Annotated in this window: 20 protein-coding genes; 10 read left to right on the forward strand and 10 right to left on the reverse strand. The window is 53.7% G+C overall.

The features are described 5' to 3' along the window. Nucleotides 1–213: 213 nt before the first annotated feature. Nucleotides 214–924, reverse strand: coding sequence for a DUF3053 domain-containing protein (locus E2L00_RS15220; RefSeq protein ID WP_167613083.1), 711 nt, complete (start codon nt 922–924; stop codon nt 214–216). A 409-nt stretch (nt 925–1,333) separates the two neighbouring features. Here E2L00_RS15220 and E2L00_RS15225 point away from each other — a divergent pair, with 409 nt between their 5' ends. Then, nucleotides 1,334–1,624, forward strand: a complete 291-nt coding sequence (locus tag E2L00_RS15225; protein ID WP_167613085.1) for an HTH-type transcriptional regulator — start codon at nt 1,334–1,336, stop codon at nt 1,622–1,624. 200 nt (nt 1,625–1,824) lie between these two features. Continuing rightward, complete coding sequence (gene uspF, locus E2L00_RS15230; RefSeq protein WP_167613087.1) at nt 1,825–2,259, forward strand: universal stress protein UspF; 435 nt, start codon at nt 1,825–1,827, stop codon at nt 2,257–2,259. Between the two features lie 67 nt (nt 2,260–2,326). On the opposite strand, the gene glyS is transcribed toward uspF, so the two are convergent. The 3 genes from glyS to E2L00_RS15245 form a co-directional block, all read right to left on the reverse strand. Further along, a complete protein-coding gene (gene glyS / locus E2L00_RS15235) occupies nt 2,327–4,396 on the reverse strand; it encodes a glycine--tRNA ligase subunit beta (RefSeq protein ID WP_167613089.1) in 2,070 nt (689 codons plus the stop codon). Between the two features lie 10 nt (nt 4,397–4,406). Then, nucleotides 4,407–5,318, reverse strand: a complete 912-nt coding sequence (gene glyQ / locus E2L00_RS15240; RefSeq protein WP_167613091.1) for a glycine--tRNA ligase subunit alpha — start codon at nt 5,316–5,318, stop codon at nt 4,407–4,409. 118 nt (nt 5,319–5,436) lie between these two features. Beyond that, complete coding sequence (locus E2L00_RS15245; RefSeq protein ID WP_167613093.1) at nt 5,437–5,748, reverse strand: YsaB family lipoprotein; 312 nt, start codon at nt 5,746–5,748, stop codon at nt 5,437–5,439. Between the two features lie 116 nt (nt 5,749–5,864). On the opposite strand from E2L00_RS15245, the gene E2L00_RS15250 reads away from it, so the two are divergent. Then, entirely contained in the window at nt 5,865–6,860 is a 996-nt protein-coding gene (locus tag E2L00_RS15250; RefSeq protein ID WP_167613095.1) for an acyltransferase, read from the forward strand. Here E2L00_RS15250 and E2L00_RS15255 read toward each other — a convergent pair. From E2L00_RS15255 to xylA, 4 genes are all read right to left on the reverse strand, one after another. Then, nucleotides 6,857–7,774 (reverse strand): helix-turn-helix domain-containing protein, encoded by a 918-nt coding sequence (locus tag E2L00_RS15255; protein WP_167613096.1) that lies wholly within the window; start codon nt 7,772–7,774, stop codon nt 6,857–6,859. The two genes, E2L00_RS15250 and E2L00_RS15255, sit on opposite strands and share 4 nt — an antisense overlap. Continuing rightward, complete coding sequence (locus E2L00_RS15260; RefSeq protein WP_167613097.1) at nt 7,771–8,313, reverse strand: isochorismatase family protein; 543 nt, start codon at nt 8,311–8,313, stop codon at nt 7,771–7,773. Before E2L00_RS15260 ends, E2L00_RS15255 begins: the two co-directional genes overlap by 4 nt. Before the next feature lie 189 nt (nt 8,314–8,502). Then, nucleotides 8,503–9,957 (reverse strand): xylulokinase, encoded by a 1,455-nt coding sequence (gene xylB / locus E2L00_RS15265; protein WP_167613098.1) that lies wholly within the window; start codon nt 9,955–9,957, stop codon nt 8,503–8,505. Between the two features lie 72 nt (nt 9,958–10,029). Beyond that, nucleotides 10,030–11,352, reverse strand: a complete 1,323-nt coding sequence (xylA, locus tag E2L00_RS15270; protein ID WP_167613099.1) for a xylose isomerase — start codon at nt 11,350–11,352, stop codon at nt 10,030–10,032. A gap of 372 nt (nt 11,353–11,724) precedes the next feature. Between xylA and xylF the strand changes: the two genes are divergently transcribed. The 4 genes from xylF to xylR all read left to right on the forward strand — a co-directional run bounded on the left by xylF (nt 11,725) and on the right by xylR (nt 16,748). Next, entirely contained in the window at nt 11,725–12,717 is a 993-nt protein-coding gene (gene xylF, locus E2L00_RS15275; RefSeq protein ID WP_167613100.1) for a D-xylose ABC transporter substrate-binding protein, read from the forward strand. A 58-nt stretch (nt 12,718–12,775) separates the two neighbouring features. Further along, complete coding sequence (locus E2L00_RS15280; protein WP_167613101.1) at nt 12,776–14,317, forward strand: xylose ABC transporter ATP-binding protein; 1,542 nt, start codon at nt 12,776–12,778, stop codon at nt 14,315–14,317. After that, nucleotides 14,295–15,476: a xylose ABC transporter permease XylH gene (xylH, locus tag E2L00_RS15285; RefSeq protein ID WP_167613102.1), complete on the forward strand. Its 1,182-nt coding sequence runs from the start codon at nt 14,295–14,297 to the stop codon at nt 15,474–15,476. The genes E2L00_RS15280 and xylH overlap by 23 nt, the downstream gene beginning before the upstream one ends. A gap of 93 nt (nt 15,477–15,569) precedes the next feature. Next, a complete protein-coding gene (gene xylR, locus E2L00_RS15290) occupies nt 15,570–16,748 on the forward strand; it encodes a D-xylose utilization transcriptional activator XylR (RefSeq protein WP_167613103.1) in 1,179 nt (392 codons plus the stop codon). A gap of 75 nt (nt 16,749–16,823) precedes the next feature. On the opposite strand, the gene E2L00_RS15295 is transcribed toward xylR, so the two are convergent. After that, entirely contained in the window at nt 16,824–17,687 is an 864-nt protein-coding gene (locus tag E2L00_RS15295; protein WP_167613105.1) for a protein bax, read from the reverse strand. 313 nt (nt 17,688–18,000) lie between these two features. Here E2L00_RS15295 and E2L00_RS15300 point away from each other — a divergent pair, with 313 nt between their 5' ends. From E2L00_RS15300 to yajD, 3 genes are all read left to right on the forward strand, one after another. Continuing rightward, complete coding sequence (locus E2L00_RS15300; protein WP_167613107.1) at nt 18,001–20,022, forward strand: alpha-amylase; 2,022 nt, start codon at nt 18,001–18,003, stop codon at nt 20,020–20,022. 166 nt (nt 20,023–20,188) lie between these two features. After that, nucleotides 20,189–21,439: a valine--pyruvate transaminase gene (gene avtA / locus E2L00_RS15305; RefSeq protein ID WP_167613109.1), complete on the forward strand. Its 1,251-nt coding sequence runs from the start codon at nt 20,189–20,191 to the stop codon at nt 21,437–21,439. Nucleotides 21,440–21,536: 97 nt separating this feature from the next. Further along, nucleotides 21,537–21,881, forward strand: a complete 345-nt coding sequence (gene yajD, locus E2L00_RS15310; protein ID WP_167613111.1) for an HNH nuclease YajD — start codon at nt 21,537–21,539, stop codon at nt 21,879–21,881. Between the two features lie 56 nt (nt 21,882–21,937). On the opposite strand, the gene E2L00_RS15315 is transcribed toward yajD, so the two are convergent. Beyond that, on the reverse strand, nt 21,938–22,762 hold the full coding sequence (locus E2L00_RS15315; RefSeq protein WP_167613113.1) for an AraC family transcriptional regulator: 825 nt from the start codon (nt 22,760–22,762) through the stop codon (nt 21,938–21,940). Nucleotides 22,763–22,807: the final 45 nt, after the last annotated feature.

Genomic DNA, 22,807 nt, shown 5'->3' on the forward strand with positions numbered 1-22,807 from the left:
ATTGGTATGCTTTACAGATTTTTGAAGCGATAAAGGAGAAACTCACTTTGAAGGGTATCTACGATAACTTCTGGAGGACTGCTTTGCTTGAAAGGTCTGTGCGTCAAACCGATGCAGGCATTAACGCACATTTAACCGGGTGATGACAAGAATTATTTCAGCCGTCTACAGGGCTGAAGCTGAAAATCCCCGCCTTGCGACGGGGAGTGCGCATCATTGCATTGCGTTTTGCGCGCTTGAATAAGCCTGCATAAACGCCTGATGTTGCGACGCCAGCGGGCCGATCAGTGAATTGTACTGGCTGGCCTGTTGAGAGGTAGGGAACTGGATACCGCCTGCGGTAAAGCTAACCTGCGTACCCTGCTGTTGGATAAAATCACCCACCTGAACCAGCTGCTGGGTAAAGGTTTGTGCCGCAGGGATCAGCGGAGCCATAGCATCTGCCGGCGCGGTAACCACTTTCTGATAGACCCGATCGTACACGGCTTTCAGGTCGTCTGGCTGTTTCAGGGTGGAGCGAGCGCTGTCCGCCTGCATTTTGGCGTTCTGCACCTGCTGACCCAGCACGTTCAGGGAGCCGTTCGCCTGACGCAGGGCGTCACGCTGGTTCATATAATCCTGTGGAACACGAATGCTGTTCACGCTGTCGACTACCGGCTTCATGCCGTCGTCCATCGCCTGGCTTACCTGCTGAGAAAAGCCATACAGAACGGCGTAGTCAGACACCAGTGGACCGAACTGTTTTTTCTGATCGGCAGTCAGCGCGGGCAGACGTTCACCGCTACGCATGGCCGTATTTTGCAGGAAATCGATAAATGCCTTACGTTGATCGCCTTCTTTATCAAAACAACCGCTCAGACTCACCACCATTAATAACGCCGCAAGCGACGCAAACCAGCGAGAGCAGGACTTACCTGTCGCCATCTTTTCTACTCCTTTTACCAAACAATGCAAATGCGCGCACGCGTACGCGCTAATGTAGCTAATGATAGTCCAGGCCGTCCGCGCAAGATACCTTTTCACAACAATGGGCGGGTTTAATTCCGGCTGGATAAAAGGACACAAAAAGTCGGATGAGGCGACCTTTATCAGCGCTGGGTTTATACCCATCGCTGGCGCAATAAATGCATAACCATTTACAAAATTATACTTAGATTCCTTTATGCCGTGTTTTTCAACCGATTACGACGCTTAACTTTTCACCTGAAACGCATAAAAAACGCGGCTTGTAAAAATAGTTACCCTGGGAATCATCAGCACGCTTTTTTCAGACTACGCTTAAGAAGCTTCTTAACCTTCACGAGGTCAATGTGTGATTTATGAGGAGTCCTCAATGCAATATAAAGATCCAATGATTGAATTGCTTAGCAGTCTCGAGCAGATAGTTTTTAAAAGCGAACAACAGACGGTAACCCTGAAACAAAAACCCAGCGCGTTTTCTGAATTCGAGCAACTCCGTAAGAGTACAGGACTAAAAATCGATGATTTTGCTCGCGTGATGGGTGTCAGTGTCTCGATGGTGCAGGAGTGGGAATCAAAACGAATCAGACCCTCCAGTACCGAACTGAAGCTGATGCGCCTGATCCAGGCGAATCCTATGCTCAGTAAGCAGTTGATGGAATAATTTTGTACTTTGTACCCTGAATTGCCTTAATCAAAACCCCGCTCAATGACGCGGGGTTTGTTGTTTCTGGTTGTCGACCAACGTTATTTGCCGAAAAGCGAAACCGCAATGTCCGGAAACCGGAGCTGTATCGCGACTAAAACCACCAATCTTAACCATAATTAAAAGAAGGTTATAACAGGCAAGTATAAGGAGGCTGTATGGCTAAGAAAATCCTGGTTCCTGTCGATATTTCGGAAATGGAACTGACGCAGCAGGTTATCCCTCATGTAGAAGCATACGCCAGGCAGGAGGATGCTACGATCCACTTTCTCGCGGTTATTCCCGATTACACCTATTTTGCCTCTTACGGTCTGGGTTACTCTTCGGTCGTGCCGGATATCAAAGGGAGGGAGACGGTCGCCATGGAATCGCTGGGCGATATCGTCGCTAAATTCAGCCTGCCGGGCCGCCGGGTTGAAAAGCACGTGCTGAGCGGTACGCCAAAAGATCATATTCTCCAGCTGGCCGATGACATTGATGCTGATGTGATTATTCTGGCTTCGCACCGGCCCAGTATGTCGACCTATCTGCTTGGTTCAAACGCCGCGGCGGTGGTTCGGCATGCGAAATGCTCGGTGCTGGTTGTACGCTAACAGGTGTAGCGGGTAGATATAAAAAAACCCCGCCTGGCGCGGGGTTTATTGTTAGCGCGGCTGTTGCTTATTGCAGCAGAGAGATATCTGCTACCTGCAGGAACAGTTCACGCAGTTTAGACAGCAGCGTCAGGCGGTTGATGCGCAGCTCTTTGTCTTCTGCATTCACCATCACCTTGTCGAAGAACTCATCTACCGGCTCGCGCAGGTTAGCCAGCTCTTCCAGCGCTTCCTGGTAGCGACCTTCCGCGAAGAACGGCTGGAGCTTGTCGCGCAGCACAACGAGGTTGGTCGCCAGACGGATCTCTTCGGCTTCTTTGAGTACCGAAGCGTGCACGGTGTCGTTTAGCTGCTCGTCAGACTTCGCCAGGATGTTGGATACGCGTTTGTTAGCCGCCGCCAGGGCCGCCGCCGCTTCCAGAGTACGGAAGTGGGAAACGGCCTTCATACGCGCATCGAAATCTGCCGGTTTGGTCGGACGACGCGCCAGCACGGCCTGGATAGTATCCACGCTGTGTCCTTCTTCCTGATACCAGGCGCGGAAACGGCCCAGCATAAAGTCGATAACGTCATCCACAACCTTTTCGTTGGTCAGCTTGCTGCCGTAGAGGCGCACGGCTTCTTCGGTCAGGGTTTGCAGATCCAGCGGCAGGTTTTTCTCAACGATGATACGCAGCACGCCAAGAGCGGCACGACGCAGAGCAAACGGATCTTTATCGCCTTTTGGATGCTGGCCGATACCGAAGATGCCCGCGAGAGTATCCATCTTATCGGCAATCGCTACCGCGCACGCAACAAGGTTAGACGGCAGCTCATCGCCCGCGAAACGCGGCTGATACTGTTCGTTCAGCGCAACGGCCACGTCTTCGGCTTCGCCGTCGTGACGCGCATAATGCATGCCCATCACGCCCTGGGTGTCGGTGAATTCGAACACCATGTTGGTCATCAGGTCGCATTTGGACAGCAGGCCAGCGCGGGTTGCGTGATTCACGTCGGCGCCAATCTGCCCGGCAATCCAGCCGGAAAGCGCTTCGATGCGGTTGGTTTTATCGCGCAGCGTGCCGAGCTCTTTCTGGAACAGCACGGTTTCCAGACGCGGCAGGTTATCTTCCAGACGCTTTTTGCGGTCGGTATTAAAGAAGAACTCGGCATCTGCCAGACGCGGACGCACCACCTTCTCGTTACCGGAGATAATCTGCTGCGGATCTTTCGATTCGATATTCGCCACGAAGATAAAGTTTGGCAGCAGCTTGCCGTCGTTCGCGTAAACCGGGAAGTACTTCTGGTCGCCCTTCATGGTGTGAACCAGCGCTTCCGCAGGGACCGCGAGGAACTTCTCTTCGAACTTAGCGGTGAGCACCACCGGCCATTCAACCAGGGAAGTCACTTCTTCAAGCAGGCTTTCGCTCAGGTCGGCATTGCCGCCGATTTTGCGGGCCGCTTCTTCAGCGCCTTGTTTAATGACGGCTTTACGCTGTTCGTAGTCGGCGATAACTTTGCCGCGCTCCAGCAGAATCTGCGGATACTGGTCGGCGTTATCGATGGTGAACTCCGGCTCGCCCATAAAGCGGTGGCCGCGAATTACGCGATCGGACTGAATACCCAGAATGGTTGCCGGAATGACTTCTTCGCCCAGCAGCAGGGTGACGGTATGGACCGGACGCACGAAGTGCGTGTCGTTGGCTCCCCAGCGCATCAGTTTTGGAATCGGCAGTTTGCTCAGCGCCGTTGCGATCATCGCAGGCAGCAGCGCCTGCACGCTTTCGCCCTTAACGTGCGCGCGGTACATCAGCCATTCGCCTTTATCGGTTGCCAGACGCTCTGCCTGATCTACGGTGATGCCGCAGCCGCGAGCCCAGCCTTCAGCGGCCTTGCTCGGCTTGCCTTCGGCATCAAAGGCGGCAGAAATTGCCGGGCCGCGTTTTTCAACTTCGCGGTCAGGCTGAGAAGCGGCCAGATTGGCGATTTTCAGGGCCAGGCGGCGCGGTGCCGCAAACCATTTCACTTCGCCGTGTGCGACGTTCGCCGCATCCAGTTCCGCCGTTACGTTCGCAGCAAAGGATTCCGCCAGGCTGCGCAGGGCTTTTGGTGGCAGCTCTTCAGTGCCGATCTCCACCAGAAAAGTTTTTTCAGACATGCCAGCCTCGTTATTTATTCTTATTGCACATCGGGAAGCCAAGCGCTTCACGAGAAGCGTAATAGGCTTCGGCCACGGCTTTGGTCAGAGTACGAATACGCAGAATGTAGCGCTGACGTTCGGTAACCGAGATGGCTTTACGCGCATCCAACAGGTTAAAGCTGTGCGCCGCTTTCAGAATGCGTTCGTAAGCGGGCAGCGGCAGCGGGTTTTCCAGCGCCAGCAGGTGCTGCGCCTCTTTCTCATACTGCTCGAAGCAGGAGAACAGGAAATCCACATCGGCGTATTCGAAGTTATAGGTTGATTGCTCAACTTCGTTCTGATGGAACACGTCGCCGTAGGTGGTTTTACCCAGTGGACCGTCGCTCCAGACCAGATCGTAAACGCTGTCCACGCCCTGGATATACATCGCCAGACGCTCTAAACCGTAGGTAATTTCCCCGGTAACAGGCTTACATTCCAGGCCGCCAACCTGCTGGAAGTAGGTGAACTGCGTCACTTCCATGCCGTTGAGCCACACTTCCCAACCCAGACCCCAGGCGCCCAGCGTCGGGTTTTCCCAGTTGTCTTCTACGAAGCGAATATCATGGATAGTCGGATCCATACCCAGCTCTTTAAGCGACCCGAGGTACAGCTCCTGAATGTTGTCCGGAGAGGGCTTAATCACCACCTGGAACTGATAATAGTGCTGTAAGCGGTTCGGGTTCTCACCGTAGCGGCCATCCGTTGGACGGCGGGACGGCTGCACATAGGCGGTGGCCATCGGTTCTGGCCCCAAAGCCCGCAGGCAGGTCATTGGATGAGAGGTGCCGGCGCCGACTTCCATGTCCAGAGGTTGAACAATGGTGCAGCCCTGGCGGGCCCAGTAATCCTGTAAAGTCAGGATCAGGCCTTGAAAGGTCCTGGTGTCAAACTTTTGCATGTTGATTTCGCACGCGTTCGAGTGGGTTTAAAGTGAAGCGGCCAGTATACCCGTTGACCGCAAGATATACAGCCCGAATCCGCGCGCTTTAACGGGCTGTTTGCCAGCGGCTGCGGCTTTATAGCGTCGAAAGGTGTAAGAATTGACCGCTTTCGTCAAAGGAGCAGGTAAAACCTTCCTGGCGCGTGGTGCTGCCCTTTATCTCAAAACTTCCCTGATATTGCTTAAGATCGATAACGCTGATTCGCTGAACGCGGGTGTTATAGCGATACGCCGCCTCTTGTTTACAGGTTTCCACCATTGCGGCGTTTTGCACCACTGGCGGGTGCGCCTGCTGGGCGAACTGGGGTTGCGGTTCGGCGCTGCATGCGTTTAACAGTAAAGCGGTGAGGGCCAGCGCCCAGCAGCAATTTTTCTTTTCTGGCATCATCGTAGGTTATCGGTACGTTAAAATTATTGTTGTTATTCACTATTTACGAGCGACAGGCTTTCTGCAAACGCGAAAAAGCTGCTGGTTTATATTTTAAGATTTTTACAGGGGAACGAATGCAGCAAAAAATTAACTGGATTGATAACCTGCGCGGCATCGCATGCCTGATGGTGGTGATGATCCATACCACAACCTGGTATATTACTAATGCGAGCGTGGTCACTCCTTTTAGTTGGGATTTGTCGAACGTGCTGAATTCGGCCTCGCGGGTCAGCGTCCCGTTATTTTTTATGATCTCCGGCTATCTGTTTTTTGGCGAACGTAGCGCCCGGCAGCGTCACTTCCTGCGCATCGGGCTGTGTTTACTTTTTTATAGTGTGATTGCGCTGATTTATATCCACTTCTTCACGCCGATTAGCGCCGGGCTTTCACTGCGCTATATCCTGCAAAAACCGGTGTTTTATCATCTGTGGTTTTTCTTCGCGATAATGGTTATTTACCTGCTTTCGCCGCTGATCGAGGTTAAAAAAGCCAATGCGATGACGATCCTCGGGCTGATGGTGTTGCTGGGTGTCGTCGCTAATCCCAACACCGTGCCGCAAACTCTGGCGGGCGTGAAATGGCTGCCAATCAACCTCTACATTCGCGGCGATACGTTTTATTACGTGCTTTATGGCCTGTTAGGCAGGGCCATCGGCATGCTGGAAACGGAAAAGGGCTGGATAAGCGCGCTGGCGGGAGGGCTGTTCGCACTTTGTGTGATGTCGATTTCTCTGGGTACGCGTAACCAGCTGGAAGTAAACGGTAACTTTGCGGATACCTTCTACGTTTACTGCGGGCCGCTGGTGTTTATCGCCGCTATCAGCCTGCTGGTTCTGGCGAAGAACTGCCTCAACTCACGGCCGCTGCCGGGCCTGGCATTTATCTCGCGTCACTCGCTGGGGATTTATGGTTTTCACGCGCTGATAATCCATTTCCTGCGCACGCATGGCTATCAGCTAACCAGCTCGCCCGTACTGGATATTCTGTGGATTTTCGGCGCAACGCTGGTCTGTAGCTTACTGCTATCGATGGGATTGCGGCGCATTGATACCCGCAAGCTGGTGAGCTAAGCGTTACGAGCGCGGGCCCGGTGGAGCTGGCGTGGCGAGGAAAATCCTGCTGCCACGGCAGCCTGCTCCATGCGGCTACCCTGTAATAAACGCTGCTCGGCAACCGCAAGCCGCAGCTGTTCCAGATAATCCCGCACCGATATGCCCAGATACTGCTGAAAAAGCCGCGATAAATGGCGCGGGCTGACGTGTACTTTATCGGCGATAGCCTGTACGCTCCAGGCGTATTCGGGCGCTGCTGACAGTAAATCCTGAGCGCGATGTACGGCAGGATGAATATGATTACGGTAGCGCAGCCAGGGTGAAAGTTGCGGATCGTCGCCCGAACGGCGGAACCACACAACCATCTCGCGAGCCACGTCTAACGCGGCCTTCGGCCCGCAATAGCGATTAATCAGATGCAGAGTCAGATCGATTCCTGAGGTGATCCCGGCACTTGTCCAGATGCCCCGGTCTTCGACAAAAATACGGTTATCTTTTACCTGAGCGGCGGGAGCGGCGGCGCGTAACCTTGCCAGCACATCGTGATGCGTGGTGCATTGCACGCCGTTCATCAGCCCGGCCTTTGCGGCCAGCAGCGAACCAGAACAAACGCACATCAGATTGAACCGCTGGCTGTGAATCTGCGGTTGCAGCCGGGTAAGCCAGCGGCGCACCGCTTCGGCCTGCGGCGTATCGAAAAAGCGGCTGGAATCATAAACGCCCGGCAGCACCAGAAGGCTGCCGGGCGGCAAGCTCTCCGGCAGCGGTTCAATGCCGCCAAAGCTCAGGCCGATTGAGGTTATCACCTGCGGGTCCGGGCCGATGAAATGCAATTGAAAGGCCTCTCCGGCAAGCGCCAGCGTTTCCGCAGGCCCCGTGAGATCGAGCGACAGCACGCCAGGCAGGACAACGAACCAGACCCCAATACTCACGATAAAGACTCCAGGCATTCGGCAACGGTTTGAATTTCCGCAAAACGCCCGGCAAGCACGGTTTCAGTCCGGTGACGCAGGGTTGCGGCATCCAGCGTAACGCCTTTCCACTCCATCGGGAAGGTCAGCATGGCCTCGCTGACAAAAGAAACGCGATAGCCCAGATCCGACGCTACACGCGTGGTGGTTTCGCAACACTGCTCGGTGCGAATGCCGCAGATAATCAGATGATTGATATTACGCGTGCGCAGCCAGTGGTCCAGGCCAGTATCGGTGAACGCATTATGGACATGTTTCTCAAAAGTTGCCGCCGCTTTATGGGTCAGAAAAGGCATCGGTTTTACAAAGCCAGAAGCACGCGCAAACGGGCCGTCGCCGTCCTCGTGAAAAATATCCACGACGGGCATATGCAAATCCTGACAGCCGGAAATTAGCCGGGTAATGTCCCGCTGAAAAGCGGGTAAGTATTCTTCGTTCCAGTAATCGCGATGGAAAAAGGATTGCTGCGTGTCGATATTAATGAGTGCGGAACGGGACATTTTCGGACTCCTCGTCGGTAGGTGTGAAGCCATTGTGACAAGGGTTGATGCGGTTGCTAATACCAAAAACGGACAGGGTGATGATGAATCGGGACCTGTTATAAAGCTTGCATATGTCGGATGGCGCTGCGCCGAGCGGTGTCTTGTAGGGTGGATAAGCGCAAGCGCCATCCACCGCTACAGAAAATATCACGACATCAGCGGCAAAAGCTGCTGATAAATCTGGTTAAACACCTGCCGACGCCCGGCATAACGCTGATGACGCGCCATATCAGGCTGATGCTGCTGTTCCAGCTTAAGCTGTGGAAGCAGCGATTGCAGCGACTGTCCGGGCGACACGGCAATTTGCGCCAGCCTTGCTGCGCCAAGCGCCGGGCCGACATCACCGCCGGTGCGATAATCCAGCGTTTGCCCGCTGATATCCGCCAGCATTTGTCGCCAGTAAGGGCTGCGCGCGCCGCCGCCGATAAGGGTAACGCTTTTTGGCGTGATGCCGCATGCATGTACCACATCCATGCCGTCCGCCAGCGCGTAGCCCACGCCTTCCAGCACGGCGCGAGCCAGTTCCGCCGGGCCATGCTGATGCGTTAAGCCAAAGAAAACGCCTTTCGCCTGCGGGTTGTTATGCGGCGTGCGCTCGCCGGAAAGATAGGGCAGAAACCAGATTACGCCCGCGTCTTCATCTGCCTGTTCAGCGGCGGACAGCAACGCCGGAACGGTGCCTAAGCCGGTAAGTCTTGCCGCCCAGTCCAGACAGGAGGCGGCGCTGAGCATCACCGACATTAAATGCCAGCGGTTTGGCAGCGCATGGCAGAAGCTGTGTACCGCGCTTTCTGGCCTGCTGCGGAACCCGTCGCTGACGGCAAAATAAACGCCTGACGTTCCAAGCGATAACATGGCTTGCCCGGCATCCACCATACCCACGCCGACAGCGCCTGCAGCATTATCGCCGCCGCCTGCCACCACCGGGACGGCAGACATTTTCCATGCCTGCGCGACATCGGCTTTCAACACGCCGGTAATTTCACTGCCTTCAAATAATTCCGGCATATGCTGGCGGCTTAGGCGACAGGCGTCGAGCATCGTGTCGCTCCAGTCGCGTTTGGCGACATCGAGCCACATCGTGCCTGCCGCATCGGACATATCGCTTGCGAGTTCGCCCGTCATGCGCAGGCGCAGGTAATCTTTCGGCAGCAGCACCTTGTGGATTTGCGCAAAAATATCCGGCTCGTGGCGTTCGACCCACAGCAGTTTTGGCGCGGTAAACCCTGGCATCATTAGATTGCCGGTAATGCCACGAGAATCCTCAACGTTGGCTTCCAGCAGGGCGCACTCTTCACCGCTGCGGCCGTCGTTCCATAAAATAGCCGGACGAAGCACGCGCTGTTTGCTGTCCAGCAGCGTAGCGCCGTGCATTTGTCCGGCGATCCCCAGCGCCTTAACGCCCGTGAGAGAATGTTGTTCGCCCAGCGCTTTCATCGCCCGGTCCGTTGCCTGCCACCAGTGCTCTGGATCCTGTTCCGACCACAGCGGATGAGGGCGTGAGACGCTTAGCGGTTCAGTGCGTGACGCCAGCACCTCGCCCTGCTCGCTAAGCAGAATCGCTTTTACACCCGACGTACCAAGATCGATTCCGATGTACATAGTGACCACTCCTTATAACCGCGCCACGAGAGTCGTGGCGCGGGCATGATGACGATTTATATAACGACTGGCTTATTTGTCGAACAGGTAGTAGTTCACCAGGTTTTCCAGCAGTTCCTGATGGCCGCTCTGATGCTGCGGCGCCAGATTGTGCTGTTCAGCGTACTGCGCAATTTGCGCCAGCGACATCTGCCCTTTCAGAATTTGCTGGCCCAGTTCACCATTCCAGCCGGCATAGCGTTTCGCCACGCGCTTATCCAGCTCGCCGTCTTCAATCATGCGCGCCGCGATTTTCAGCGACAGCGCCATGACGTCCATCGCGCCGATGTGGCCGTAGAACAGGTCATATTTGTCGGTACTCTGGCGACGTACCTTGGCGTCAAAGTTTAGCCCGCCGGTAGAGAAGCCGCCCGCTTTGAGGATTTCGTACATCACCAGCGCGTTTTCTTCCACGCTGTTCGGGAACTGGTCGGTATCCCAACCCAGCTGCGGATCGCCGCGGTTAGCATCCACCGAACCGAAGATACCAAGCGCAATGGCGCTGGCGATTTCGTGATGGAAGGAATGACCGGCAAGCGTGGCGTGGTTTGCTTCGATGTTTACTTTGATCTCTTTTTCCAGACCAAACTGTTTCAGGAAGCCGTAAACCGTCGCCACATCGTAATCGTACTGGTGTTTGGTTGGTTCCTGCGGTTTTGGCTCGATCAGCAGCGTACCGCGGAAGCCAATTTTGTGTTTGTGCTCAACCACCATTTGCATGAAGCGGCCAATCTGCTCGCGCTCCTGGCGCAGGTCGGTATTTAACAGGGATTCATAACCTTCGCGCCCGCCCCACAGCACATAGTTTTCACCGCCCAGCTGATGGGTAGCACCCATCGCTGAAACAACCTGCGAGGCCGCCCAGGAGAAGACTTCCGGGTCCGGGTTGGTGGCGGCGCCCGCACCATAGCGAGGATGGGTAAAGCAGTTCGCCGTGCCCCACAGCAGTTTCACGCCGGTTTCCTGCTGTTTCTGCGCCAGCAGTTCGGTCATCTGCGCGAAATTATTTTTGTACTCTTTAAGCGAAGCGCCTTCCGGGGAGACATCCACATCATGGAAGCAGTAATAAGGCACGTTCAGCTTATGGAAAAACTCAAAGGCGACGTCGGCTTTACGTTTTGCCAGCGCAAGGGCATCTCCCGCCTGCTGCCACGGCCGTTCAAAGGCGCCTGTGCCGAACATATCCGAGCCGTTCCAGCAGAAAGTGTGCCAATAACAGGCGGCGAAGCGCAGATGCTCTTCCATACGTTTGCCAAGCACCAGTTCATCTGGATTGTAATGGCGAAACGCCAGGGGATTGGTGGTTTTAGGGCCTTCGAAACGTACGCGATCTAGTTGGTCGAAATAAGCTTGCATAATGAACTCCGTAATCAGGAAAACGAGCGGCCAGGCAAATATGTACTTATCCTGGGTTTTCCCTGACGGATGCTCAATTACGTTATTTCACACTGCGCTTCCGAGAATACCCAAACGTGCGCCACCTCGCAAAAACTCCTGAAAAATATACAAGAAAAGCGTTTGCGGTCTATTCCATAAATTATGTAAATTGACGATCGAACTAATTTAAAAGCAGATCTCCGTCATAAATTGACAATTAAACCAAAAATCATAACGAGAAGATAAAAATCTGTAATTGCCGCAATTTAAAACTGCGTCAACAATTCCCCCGTCTGCAAATGTAACCCATTCTTTAATCCGAATAATCACCACCCTACAGGTAACAATAATATGAAGATTAAGAACCTCTTACTGACATTATGCGCCTCGCTCGTTCTCACCAGCATGAGCGGCATCGCTAAAGAAGTAAAAATCGGTATGGCCATCGACGACCTGCGCCTTGAGCGCTGGCAGAAAGACCGCGACATTTTTGTTAAGAAAGCCGAATCGCTTGGCGCGAAGGTATTTGTCCAGTCCGCCAACGGCAATGAAGAAACGCAGATGGCGCAAATTGAAAACATGATCAACCGCGGTGTGGATGTGCTGGTTATTATTCCTTACAACGGCCAGGTGTTAAGTAATGTGGTCGCTGAGGCGAAACGCGAAGGCATTAAAGTATTAGCCTACGATCGTATGATTAATAACGCAGATATTGATTTTTATATCTCTTTTGATAATGAAAAAGTCGGTGAGTTACAGGCGCAGAGCATTGTCGATAAAGTCCCTACGGGGAATTATTTCTTAATGGGCGGCTCACCTGTTGATAATAATGCAAAATTATTCCGCGCCGGACAGATGAAAGTTTTAAAACCCTATATCGATAGCGGAAAAATAAAAGTGGTGGGCGATCAGTGGGCGGACGGCTGGCTGCCAGAAAACGCGCTGAAAATTATGGAAAACGCTCTGACGGCGAACAACAACAAAATTGATGCCGTGGTGGCTTCCAACGATGCCACCGCAGGCGGCGCTATCCAGGCATTAAGCGCACAGGGGCTGGCAGGAAAAGTCGCCATTTCCGGCCAGGACGCAGACCTTGCGGGCGTGAAACGTATTATTGCCGGTACGCAAACCATGACGGTCTATAAACCGATTACCAAATTGGCAAATACCGCCGCTGAAATCGCGGTGGAATTAGGCGAAGGCAAACAGCCAGCCTCCGACGCCACGCTTAATAACGGCCTGAAAGATATTCCATCCCGCCTGCTGACGCCAATCGGAGTGGATAAAACCAATATCGACAGCACCGTAGTGGCCGACGGCTTCCACAAAAAGAGCGAGCTCTGACCCATATCGCCCGTAGCCTGCTGCGGGCGGCAACCTTAGGCCAGACGGGGGAAGAGTTATGCCTTACTTGCTGGAAATGAAAAACATCACCAAGGCTTTTGGCGTGGTGAAGGCGGTGGACAACGTCAGCCTGTCGGTCAACGCCGGGGAAGTGATGTCGCTATGTGGCGAAAACGGCTCCGGAAAATCGACGCTGATGAAAGTGCTGTGCGGTATCTACCCCTGGGGCAGCTATGAAGGTGAAATCTGGTTTGCGGGTGAAAAACTCCAGGCAAGCCACATTCGCGACACCGAACGTAAAGGCATCGCCATTATTCACCAGGAGCTGGCGCTGGTGAAGCACCTCACCATTCTGGAGAATATATTCCTCGGCGCTGAGATATCGCGCCGCGGCGTGCTGGACTACGACAGCATGACGATTCGCTGCCAGAAACTGCTGGCGCAGGTGAACCTGAACATCTCACCGGATACGCGGGTAGGCGATCTGGGGCTTGGGCAACAGCAGCTGGTTGAGATAGCAAAAGCGCTGAATAAACAGGTGCGGCTGCTGGTTCTGGATGAGCCAACGGCCTCTCTCACCGAGCAAGAGACAGCGGTGCTGCTGGGGATCATTCGCGATTTGCAGGATCACGGCATCGCCTGTATCTACATCTCGCACAAGCTTAACGAAGTAAAAGCCATCTCCGATTCCATCTGCGTTATCCGCGACGGGCAGCCCATCGGCACGCGCGACGCCGAACAGATGAGCGAAGACGACATTATCACCATGATGGTGGGCCGCGAGCTTACGGCGCTGTATCCGAGTGAGCCGCATCAAACCGGCGAGGAGATTCTGCGCGTTGAACACCTCACCGCCTGGCATCCGGTCAACCGGCATATTAAACGCGTTAACGACATTTCGTTTTCACTGCGCAAAGGGGAAATTCTCGGCATTGCCGGGCTGGTGGGCGCCGGTCGTACCGAGGCCGTTCAGTGTCTGTTCGGCGTCTGGCCTGGCAAATCGGAAGGCGAGATTTTTATCGACAACAAACCGGTAAAAATCACCCGCTGCCAGCAGGCCATTGCTCAGGGTATCGCCATGGTGCCGGAAGACCGTAAAAGAGACGGTATCGTGCCGGTAATGGCGGTGGGGCAGAACATCACGCTGGCGTCGCTCGGCCAGTTCGCCGGGGCGTTATCCAGCCTGGACGAGGCCGCAGAACAAAACTGCATTTTGCAGTCTATTCAACGCCTGAAGGTTAAAACGTCGTCGCCGGGGCTGGCAATTGGCCGTCTGAGCGGCGGCAATCAGCAAAAGGCGATTCTCGCCCGCTGCCTGCTGCTTAACCCGCGCATTCTCATTCTTGATGAACCAACGCGCGGCATTGATATTGGCGCCAAATACGAGATCTACAAACTCATTAATCAACTGGTACAACAGGGGATTGCGGTGATTGTAATCTCCTCTGAATTACCCGAGGTGCTGGGTCTGAGCGACCGGATACTGGTGATGCACGAGGGGCGTATCAAAGCCAACCTGATTAACCACAACCTGACGCAGGAGCAGGTCATGGAAGCTGCACTGAGGAGCGACCGTCATGTCGAAAAGCAACCCGTCTGAAATGAAACTTGCCCCGCCGCTTGCCTCTCCCGTCGGGGGCCTGAAGGCGCTGAACCTGCAAGTTTTTGTCATGATTGCCGCCATTGTAGCGATCGTATTGTTTTTTACCTGGACGACGGACGGCGCATATATAAGCGCGCGAAACGTTTCCAACCTGCTGCGCCAGACGGCCATCACCGGCATTCTGGCGGTGGGCATGGTGTTTGTAATTATCTCGGCGGAAATTGACCTCTCCGTTGGCTCCATGATGGGGCTATTGGGCGGCGTGGCGGCGATCTTTGATGTCTGGCTGGGCTGGCCGCTGCCGCTCACTATTGTCGTTACGCTCGCGCTCGGTCTGGTGCTTGGCGCCTGGAACGGCTGGTGGGTAGCCTATCGCAAAGTGCCGTCGTTTATCGTGACGCTGGCGGGCATGCTCGCATTTCGCGGCGTGCTGATCGGTATCACCAATGGCACAACGGTTTCACCAACCAGCGCGGCCATGTCGCAAATCGGCCAAAGTTATCTGCCGGATGGCATTGGTTTTGGCGTCGGCGTGCTGGGGCTGATGGCATTTGTGGCCTGGCAATGGCGGCTGCGCGTACGCCGTCAGGCGCTTGGGCTGGTGGCGGCTTCTTCCACCGGCGCTGTAGGGCGGCAGGCTATTACCGCGGTGATTGTGCTGGGCGCCGTCTGGCTGCTCAATGATTACCGTGGCGTTCCTACGCCGGTACTGATTCTGACGCTGCTGTTGCTCGCCGGTATGTTTATGGCAACCCGCACCGCGTTTGGTCGGCGTATTTATGCCATTGGCGGCAACATCGAAGCGGCGCGCCTTTCTGGTATTAACGTGGAACGCACCAAGCTTGCCGTATTTGCCATTAACGGGCTGATGGTGGCGATTGCCGGGCTGATCCTCAGCTCACGCCTTGGAGCCGGCTCCCCTTCCGCCGGCAACATTGCCGAGCTGGATGCCATCGCCGCGTGCGTTATTGGCGGCACCAGCCTTGCGGGCGGCATCGGTAGCGTAGCCGGGGCGGTGATGGGCGCATTTATCATGGCTTCGCTCGATAACGGCATGAGTATGATGGACGTTCCGACATTCTGGCAGTACATCGTCAAAGGAGCCATTTTGCTGTTAGCGGTGTGGATGGACTCGGCAACAAAACGTCGGGCTTGATAATGTGCAAGCGATCACAATGCCGGGGTAAGGTTCCCCGGCTTTGTCGTAGCTATGGTATTCAAATACAGGGTGATTTTGGGAATCTTTAGCATGTTTGAGAAACGTCATCGCATTACGTTGTTATTCAATGCCAATAAAGCCTACGACCGGCAGGTCGTTGAAGGCGTTGGCGAATATTTGCAGGCGTCTCAATCAGAATGGGATATTTTTATTGAAGAAGATTTTCGCGCCCGTATCGATAACATCAAGGAGTGGCTGGGGGACGGCGTTATTGCGGATTTCGACGATACGGAAATTGAAAGCTTGCTCAACGGGGCCGGGGTACCAATTGTTGGCGTGGGCGGCTCGTATCATCGGCCTGAGCATTATCCGCCGGTGCACTACATCGCAACGGATAATTATGCCCTCGTGCAGAGCGCATTTTTGCATTTGAAAGAGAAAGGCGTGCATCGTTTTGCTTTTTACGGCCTGCCCGGCTCCAGCAATAAACGCTGGGCGGTAGAGCGTGAGCATGCCTTCCGCGAACTGGTTGCGGAAGAAAAATATCGTGGTGTGGTGTATCAGGGGATCGAAACCGCCCCGGAGAACTGGCAGCATGCGCAAAACAGGCTGGCAGATTGGGTGCAAACTTTGCCGCCGCAGACGGGGATTATTGCGGTTACCGATGCAAGAGCGCGCCATCTGCTACAGGTTTGCGAACATTTGCATATTCCGGTGCCGGAAAAGCTGTGCGTGATTGGAATCGATAACGAAGAGCTGACGCGCTATCTGTCCCGCGTTGCGCTGTCTTCCGTGGCGCAGGGCACAAGACAGATGGGATACCAGGCAGCAAAACTGTTGCACCGCCTGCTGGATAACGAAGCGTTACCGCTGCAACGGATTCTGGTGCCGCCGATGCGCGTCGTGGAACGGCGCTCAACGGATTACCGTTCCCTGCATGACCCGGCGGTGATTCAGGCGATGCACTACATCCGCAATCATGCCTGCAAGGGCATTAAGGTGGAGCAGGTGCTGGATGCCGTGGGCATTTCGCGCTCTAACCTTGAAAAACGCTTTAAAGAAGAAGTAGGCGAAACCATCCATGCGGTTATCCATGCGGAAAAGCTGGAGAAAGCGCGCAGCCTGTTGGTCTCTACCTCGCTGTCGATAAATGAAATTTCGCAGATGTGCGGCTATCCTTCGCTGCAGTATTTTTATTCGGTATTTAAGAAAGAGTATGACGCCACGCCAAAAGAGCACCGTGAACGCTACAGTGGGATGCTGGTTTAAATAAAAAAACGCCTTCAGATTGAAGGCGTGTAATGTTTTTAGTTAACTTTGTTTTAACAATGCTGTTTTAATTATTCAATTCGCCAGCATAAAGCGCTGGTTGCTCTGGTACATCGCAAACAGATAATTGTTATAGCTCTTACCTTTCGTCGAATACCCTTTCAGCTTATGGATCATATTGCTGGCCGTGACTTCCTGGTCGGCTTTACGCAACTGCGCGCGCGATTTACGGAAAGATTTGTAAGCCGGGTGCGTGTTCAGGTTGAAGACGTAAGCGTTAACGCCTTCTTTCACCGAATCGTAGTGCTGATAGCCTCGCACCTTCCCGGATCCGCTGTTGCAATGGCTTTTGCTGCATTTCATACCGAACAGGTTATTGTTGCTGCGGGCGAGTTTAGATGTGCCCCAGCCGCTCTCAGCCGCCGCCATCGTTGCCACCATATTGGTTGGGATGATGTCGACTTTTTCCATTAGCTGATTCCACGGTACGCGATTAATGTTGCCGTTCCACGAAATCTTATAGCGCTGAGTGATGCTTTTCAGACGTGCGCGCTCAGACGGCGACCAGCGTTTTTCGTACTGCCTGGAAACAAGCCAGTTACGGTCAGCGGTAATCGCAGCATTTTGACTGGTAATATATGGCATGACCGTCCGGAGAAACGCTTTTTTCCTTGATGTTCCGGAAGGGTATTTTCGCAAATCAGGGAGAGATGCCAGTTCACTATTGCGAGAATACTCTTTCTTACTGCTTGCCAGATTCTTACTTGCTGTCTTATTGCTGTGTAGCGTCTTGCTTTTTGTTTTAACCGTTTTAGCGTTAACGGCGTGGGCTTTATGCGATTTTGGCTCATGTTTACTTGCTATTACTCCAGTTGAAAAACTGAAGGTCAGCAACATAAGTATCGCAGCCCCAAATCGTCGGATTGGGGTTGATATCATTGGATCTCCTGGGCGGATCGATGCGTCTCGTGTGCCTTAATTGTCAAAGGAATCGATTAAAGTAAACGCGAATACTACCAAAAATAAGGTTCCAGGGCACCTAAAGAAATAATCCGATTCCGAAACGATGTCACGAACGATTTTCTTATGAAGGCGAAAAGTGTCGTGATATGCGAGAGTTATCGCAAATTTTGGCAAAATGATACTTCGATCACTCACCCTCCTTTCTCCTCCCTCGCAACGTCCTTGTGGGGATGAATAACACCTGTGAAAACAATGCCACACTGGTCAAAAGATGCCCAAGGATAAAAAAATGAAAAAAATTCCTCTGCTGTTTTTACTTTTCCCGGGACTCGCATTGGCAAACTGGTCGGCAACGGGGCTGAATGTTTTTAAAGAACAAAGGCCTGGCCTGTTTGTAAGCGATTCTGAGCTGGCGAAAGGCACGTTGCCGCTAAATCTGAAGCAGGACCAGGTCTGCTGGCAGCCCGCCGAAACTATCATGCTGAACCAGATGCTCTCGCTTAAGCACTGTGAAGGAGAAGCTCCGCAATGGAAGCTTTTCCGCGCAGGGAATTATCAGGTGCAAATCGATATGCGCAGCGGCACGCCGACGCTTATGCTGAGCGTGAAAAGTACCGCGACCGCCGCGCCTGTCGATGTGGCCCGCCAGTGTCCGAAATGGAACGGTAAGCCGCTGACCGTAGAGGTAAGCAAAACCTTCCCGGAAGGCAGTGAAGTGCGCGATTTTTACAGCGGGCAAACGGCGACGGTTAAGCAAGGGCAGATAACCATGATGCCGGCGGCAAACAGCAATGGCTTGCTGTTGCTTGAAAGCGCGGCTACAGAAAAAGCCGCGCCGTTTAGCTGGCACAACGCGACGGTTTATTTTGTCTTAACTGACCGCTTTGAGAACGGCAACCCCGCAAACGACGGCAGCTATGGTCGCCACAAAGATGGCATGGAAGAGATAGCCACTTTCCACGGCGGCGATCTTGCCGGTTTAACCGGTAAACTCGACTACCTGCAAAACCTTGGCGTTAATGCGTTGTGGATTAGTTCTCCGCTGGAACAAATCCACGGCTGGGTCGGCGGCGGCACGAAAGGGGATTTCCCGCATTACGCCTATCACGGCTACTACACCATGGACTGGACGAAGCTCGACGCCAACATGGGCACCGAAGACGATCTGCGTAAACTGGTGGACGAAGCCCACAAGCGCGGCATCCGTATCCTGTTTGATATCGTTATGAACCACGCCGGCTACGCGACGCTTGCGGATATGCAGGAATACCAGTTTGGCGCGCTGTATCTGAAAGGCGACGAGCTGACAAAAACGCTCGGCAAGAAATGGACCGACTGGAAGCCCGGCCCCGGCCAGAGCTGGCACACCTTTAATGACTACATCAATTTCAGTGACAAAACAGCCTGGCAAAGCTGGTGGGGTAAGAACTGGATCCGCACGGATATCGGTGATTACGACAATCCGGGTTTTGACGATCTCACCATGTCGCTTGCCTTCCTGCCGGATTTGAAAACCGAGTCAACGCAGCCCGCCGGCCTGCCGGTGTTCTACCGCCACAAGCCTGACACTAACGCCAAAGAAATTGCGGGTTACACGGTGCGGGATTACATGACGCACTGGCTTAGTCAATGGGTGCGCGATTACGGCATTGACGGCTTCCGGGTCGATACCGCTAAACACGTTGAAAAAGCTGCCTGGAAACAGCTAAAAGCCCAGTCGGTGGAAGCGCTGGCCGCCTGGAAACAGGCTAACCCGGACAAAAAAATGGACGATGCGCCGTTCTGGATGACGGGGGAATCCTGGGGACACGGTGTAATGAAAAGCGACTACTACAGCAGCGGCTTTGACGCGATGATCAACTTTGATTATCAGGAACAGGCCGCGAAAGCCACAGACTGCCTGTCGAACATAGATATCACCTGGCAGCAGATGGCTGAAAAATTGCAGGATTTCAACGTGCTGAGCTACCTATCCTCCCATGATACTCGCCTGTTCCGCGAAGGCGGCCAGCGCGCTGCAGAGTTGCTTCTGCTGGCTCCCGGCGCGGTGCAAATTTTTTACGGCGATGAAACCGAGCGCCCGTTCGGCCCGACGGGTTCCGATCCGTTACAGGGCACGCGTTCAGATATGAACTGGGGCCAGAACGCCGCTACGCTCGCGCACTGGGAAAAAATCAGCCAGTTCCGCGCTCGCCATCCGGCGATAGGTGCAGGCAAGCAGAACACGTTGAGCATGCGGGAAGGGTACGGATTTAGCCGTGAGACAGGAAATGACAAAGTGATGGTGGTGTGGGCGGGTAATCCGCAGTAAGCGATAGCGCCATTCGCCTGCGCACCCAGCGTAGCAGCATTTAATGCTATTCATTTTATTCTGGTCAGCATATTGACGATGACAGGCTATCCATAATGCGTTTGCACCGCGACTTCTGCGGCGCTATGGTTAGCCTCTTTTTGACAGTAAGCGACAGATCTTCGTTATGACGTTTTCACTTTTCGGCGACAAATTTACCCGCCATGCAGGCATTACACGCCTGATGGAGGACCTCAACGACGGTTTACGCACGCCGGGCGCCATTATGCTCGGCGGCGGTAACCCGGCACAGATACCTGCGATGAACGAATATTTCCAGAACCTGCTGGCAGATATGCTGGCGAGCGGGAAAATGGCTGACGCGCTGTGCAATTACGATGGTCCGCAGGGGAAAAGTGAGTTTCTCGACGCGCTTGCTACCCTGCTCCGCACCGAATTAGGTTGGGCTATTGAGCCGCAGAATATTGCACTGACAAATGGCAGTCAGAGCGCATTTTTCTACTTGTTTAATCTGTTTGCCGGTCGACACGCCGACGGCAGCAGCAAAAAAGTGCTCTTCCCGTTGGCGCCTGAATATATCGGCTACGGTGATTCTGGCCTCGAAGAAGATCTGTTCGTCTCGGCGCGGCCGAACATCGAACTGCTGCCGGAAGGGCAGTTTAAATACCACGTCGATTTCGAACATCTGCACATCGGTGAAGATACCGGGATGATTTGCGTCTCGCGTCCGACCAACCCGACGGGCAACGTTATCACCGATGAAGAGCTGATTAAACTTGATGCGCTGGCGCACCAGCACGGCATTCCGCTGGTGATTGATAACGCTTATGGCGTGCCGTTCCCCGGCATTATTTTCAGCGAAGCGCGTCCGCTGTGGAACCCGAACATTGTGCTGTGCATGAGCCTGTCGAAGCTCGGCCTGCCGGGCAGCCGCTGCGGCATTATTATCGCCAATGAAAAAATCATCTCCGCTATCAGCAATATGAACGGCATTATCAGCCTGGCGCCGGGCGGTATCGGGCCTGCGATGGCGGCGGAGATGATCAAACGCAACGACCTGCTGCGCCTGTCTGAAACCATTATCAAACCGTTCTATTACCAGCGCGTGCAGCAAACCATCGCGGTTATTCGCCGTTATTTGTCGCCGGAACGCTGCCTGATTCATAAGCCGGAAGGGGCGATTTTCCTCTGGCTGTGGTTTAAAGATTTGCCGATAACGACCGAGCTGCTTTATCAGCGCCTGAAAAAGCGTGGCGTGTTGATGGTGCCGGGCGACTATTTCTTCCCGGGGCTGGATAAACCCTGGCCGCATACGCACCAGTGCATGCGTATGAACTACGTGCCGGAGCCGGAAAAAATTGAGGCGGGCGTGAAGGTTCTGGCTGAAGAGATTGAGCGCGCCTGGGCGGAAGCGTAGTAGAATTAACGGAACCTTCCTCCGATGGGGGAAGGCTATCAGAAGGATTTAGCCGGACGCTGGCTTTCAACCTTACATATTCTATCAGGTATCAATTATGGCCATCATCCCGAAAAACTATACGCGGCTGGAAAGCGGCTACCGCGAAAAAGCGCTGAAACTCTTCCCGTGGGTCTGCGGGCGCTGCTCCCGTGAGTTCGTCTATTCAAATCTGCGCGAGCTTACCGTTCACCATATGGATCACGACCATACCAACAACCCGGAAGACGGCAGTAACTGGGAGCTGCTGTGCCTGTATTGCCACGACCACGAGCACTCAAAATATACCGAAGCGGATCAATACGGTTCGACCGTGATCGCTGGCGAAGATGCGCAGAAAGACGTCGGCGAAGCGACGTACAATCCTTTTGCGGATTTGAAGGCGATGCTAAATAAGAAATAAGAAGCCCTGCGTGCCCGGTACGGCAAAGAAAACCGTAACCAGAAGCCAGGCTAGCTTCAATCTGAATTAATATGCTCCTTACAGTATCGACGCTTCCAGGCGGCAGGAGTTAGCCCTACCGCCTTACGAAATATCTGCCGAAAATAACCCACGTCCTGAAAGCCACAGCGCTCTGCCACTTCGCTTAGCGAACACGAATCCGTCAGCAGCAGTTTTTCCGCGCTCAGTACGCGCTGGCGGTGAATCGCTTCCGTAATCGTCAGGTGAAACGCGCGTCGATAAACGCGGCCCAAATAATCCGCATTACAATGGAGCTGTCCGGCAAGCGTTGAGGTGGTGATAGCTAAATGATACTGGGTGCGAATCAGCTGCCGGGCTTTGTAAGCCAACGCCACGCCGCTGTTTTCCTTCTGTGGAATATCGCCTGCGGCCATGGAAAGCTGCTGCATTATCAGCAGCAGAATTAATTCCAGTGCCGTACTCCGGGTTAATGCTTCCTGCTCGCTTAAAAACTGGCGGAATAAAGAAATAACGTACTGAGGATCGCGGACTTTTCCATGCTGCGGCAGAGATAATAGCGAAGCGGGAAAATTACTTTGCTTTTGAGTTTGCGGATGCAGTTCAAAGTGAAGCCAGTAAAATTTTAAATCTTCCGGAAAAGTGCCGACGCCTACGTGTTTGCGATGAGGCCAAAGTAATAAACTTTCCCCCGCATTGACGCTGAATAACGTGTCGTTCTCTTTGATCGTAAGCGTCCCTTTTTCGATAAAAATCAGTTCCCAGGAATCCAGCTCGCGCTGTGGATGACTGCCCACTCCACGTGAAATAAATAGCCCGCCGTTCTGCACGGTTATCGGCAAAGAAATATTTAAATCAAGCATTTAAAGTATTCTCTTTTCGCTTTCCTTCCTGCAGTGTAGAGACAA

Source organism: Cedecea colo (assembly GCF_011808225.1).
GTDB classification, from domain to species: domain Bacteria; phylum Pseudomonadota; class Gammaproteobacteria; order Enterobacterales; family Enterobacteriaceae; genus Dryocola; species Dryocola colo.

Coding starts and splice junctions, on each gene's coding strand:
- E2L00_RS15220 (WP_167613083.1), bottom strand. CDS start 924: ATGGCGACAGGTAAGTCCTGCTCTCGCTGGTTTGCGTCGCTTGCGGCG.
- E2L00_RS15225 (WP_167613085.1), top strand. CDS start 1,334: ATGCAATATAAAGATCCAATGATTGAATTGCTTAGCAGTCTCGAGCAG.
- uspF (WP_167613087.1), top strand. CDS start 1,825: ATGGCTAAGAAAATCCTGGTTCCTGTCGATATTTCGGAAATGGAACTG.
- glyS (WP_167613089.1), bottom strand. CDS start 4,396: ATGTCTGAAAAAACTTTTCTGGTGGAGATCGGCACTGAAGAGCTGCCA.
- glyQ (WP_167613091.1), bottom strand. CDS start 5,318: ATGCAAAAGTTTGACACCAGGACCTTTCAAGGCCTGATCCTGACTTTA.
- E2L00_RS15245 (WP_167613093.1), bottom strand. CDS start 5,748: ATGATGCCAGAAAAGAAAAATTGCTGCTGGGCGCTGGCCCTCACCGCT.
- E2L00_RS15250 (WP_167613095.1), top strand. CDS start 5,865: ATGCAGCAAAAAATTAACTGGATTGATAACCTGCGCGGCATCGCATGC.
- E2L00_RS15260 (WP_167613097.1), bottom strand. CDS start 8,313: ATGTCCCGTTCCGCACTCATTAATATCGACACGCAGCAATCCTTTTTC.
- xylB (WP_167613098.1), bottom strand. CDS start 9,957: ATGTACATCGGAATCGATCTTGGTACGTCGGGTGTAAAAGCGATTCTG.
- xylA (WP_167613099.1), bottom strand. CDS start 11,352: ATGCAAGCTTATTTCGACCAACTAGATCGCGTACGTTTCGAAGGCCCT.
- xylF (WP_167613100.1), top strand. CDS start 11,725: ATGAAGATTAAGAACCTCTTACTGACATTATGCGCCTCGCTCGTTCTC.
- E2L00_RS15280 (WP_167613101.1), top strand. CDS start 12,776: ATGCCTTACTTGCTGGAAATGAAAAACATCACCAAGGCTTTTGGCGTG.
- xylH (WP_167613102.1), top strand. CDS start 14,295: ATGTCGAAAAGCAACCCGTCTGAAATGAAACTTGCCCCGCCGCTTGCC.
- xylR (WP_167613103.1), top strand. CDS start 15,570: ATGTTTGAGAAACGTCATCGCATTACGTTGTTATTCAATGCCAATAAA.
- E2L00_RS15295 (WP_167613105.1), bottom strand. CDS start 17,687: ATGATATCAACCCCAATCCGACGATTTGGGGCTGCGATACTTATGTTG.
- E2L00_RS15300 (WP_167613107.1), top strand. CDS start 18,001: ATGAAAAAAATTCCTCTGCTGTTTTTACTTTTCCCGGGACTCGCATTG.
- avtA (WP_167613109.1), top strand. CDS start 20,189: ATGACGTTTTCACTTTTCGGCGACAAATTTACCCGCCATGCAGGCATT.
- yajD (WP_167613111.1), top strand. CDS start 21,537: ATGGCCATCATCCCGAAAAACTATACGCGGCTGGAAAGCGGCTACCGC.
- E2L00_RS15315 (WP_167613113.1), bottom strand. CDS start 22,762: ATGCTTGATTTAAATATTTCTTTGCCGATAACCGTGCAGAACGGCGGG.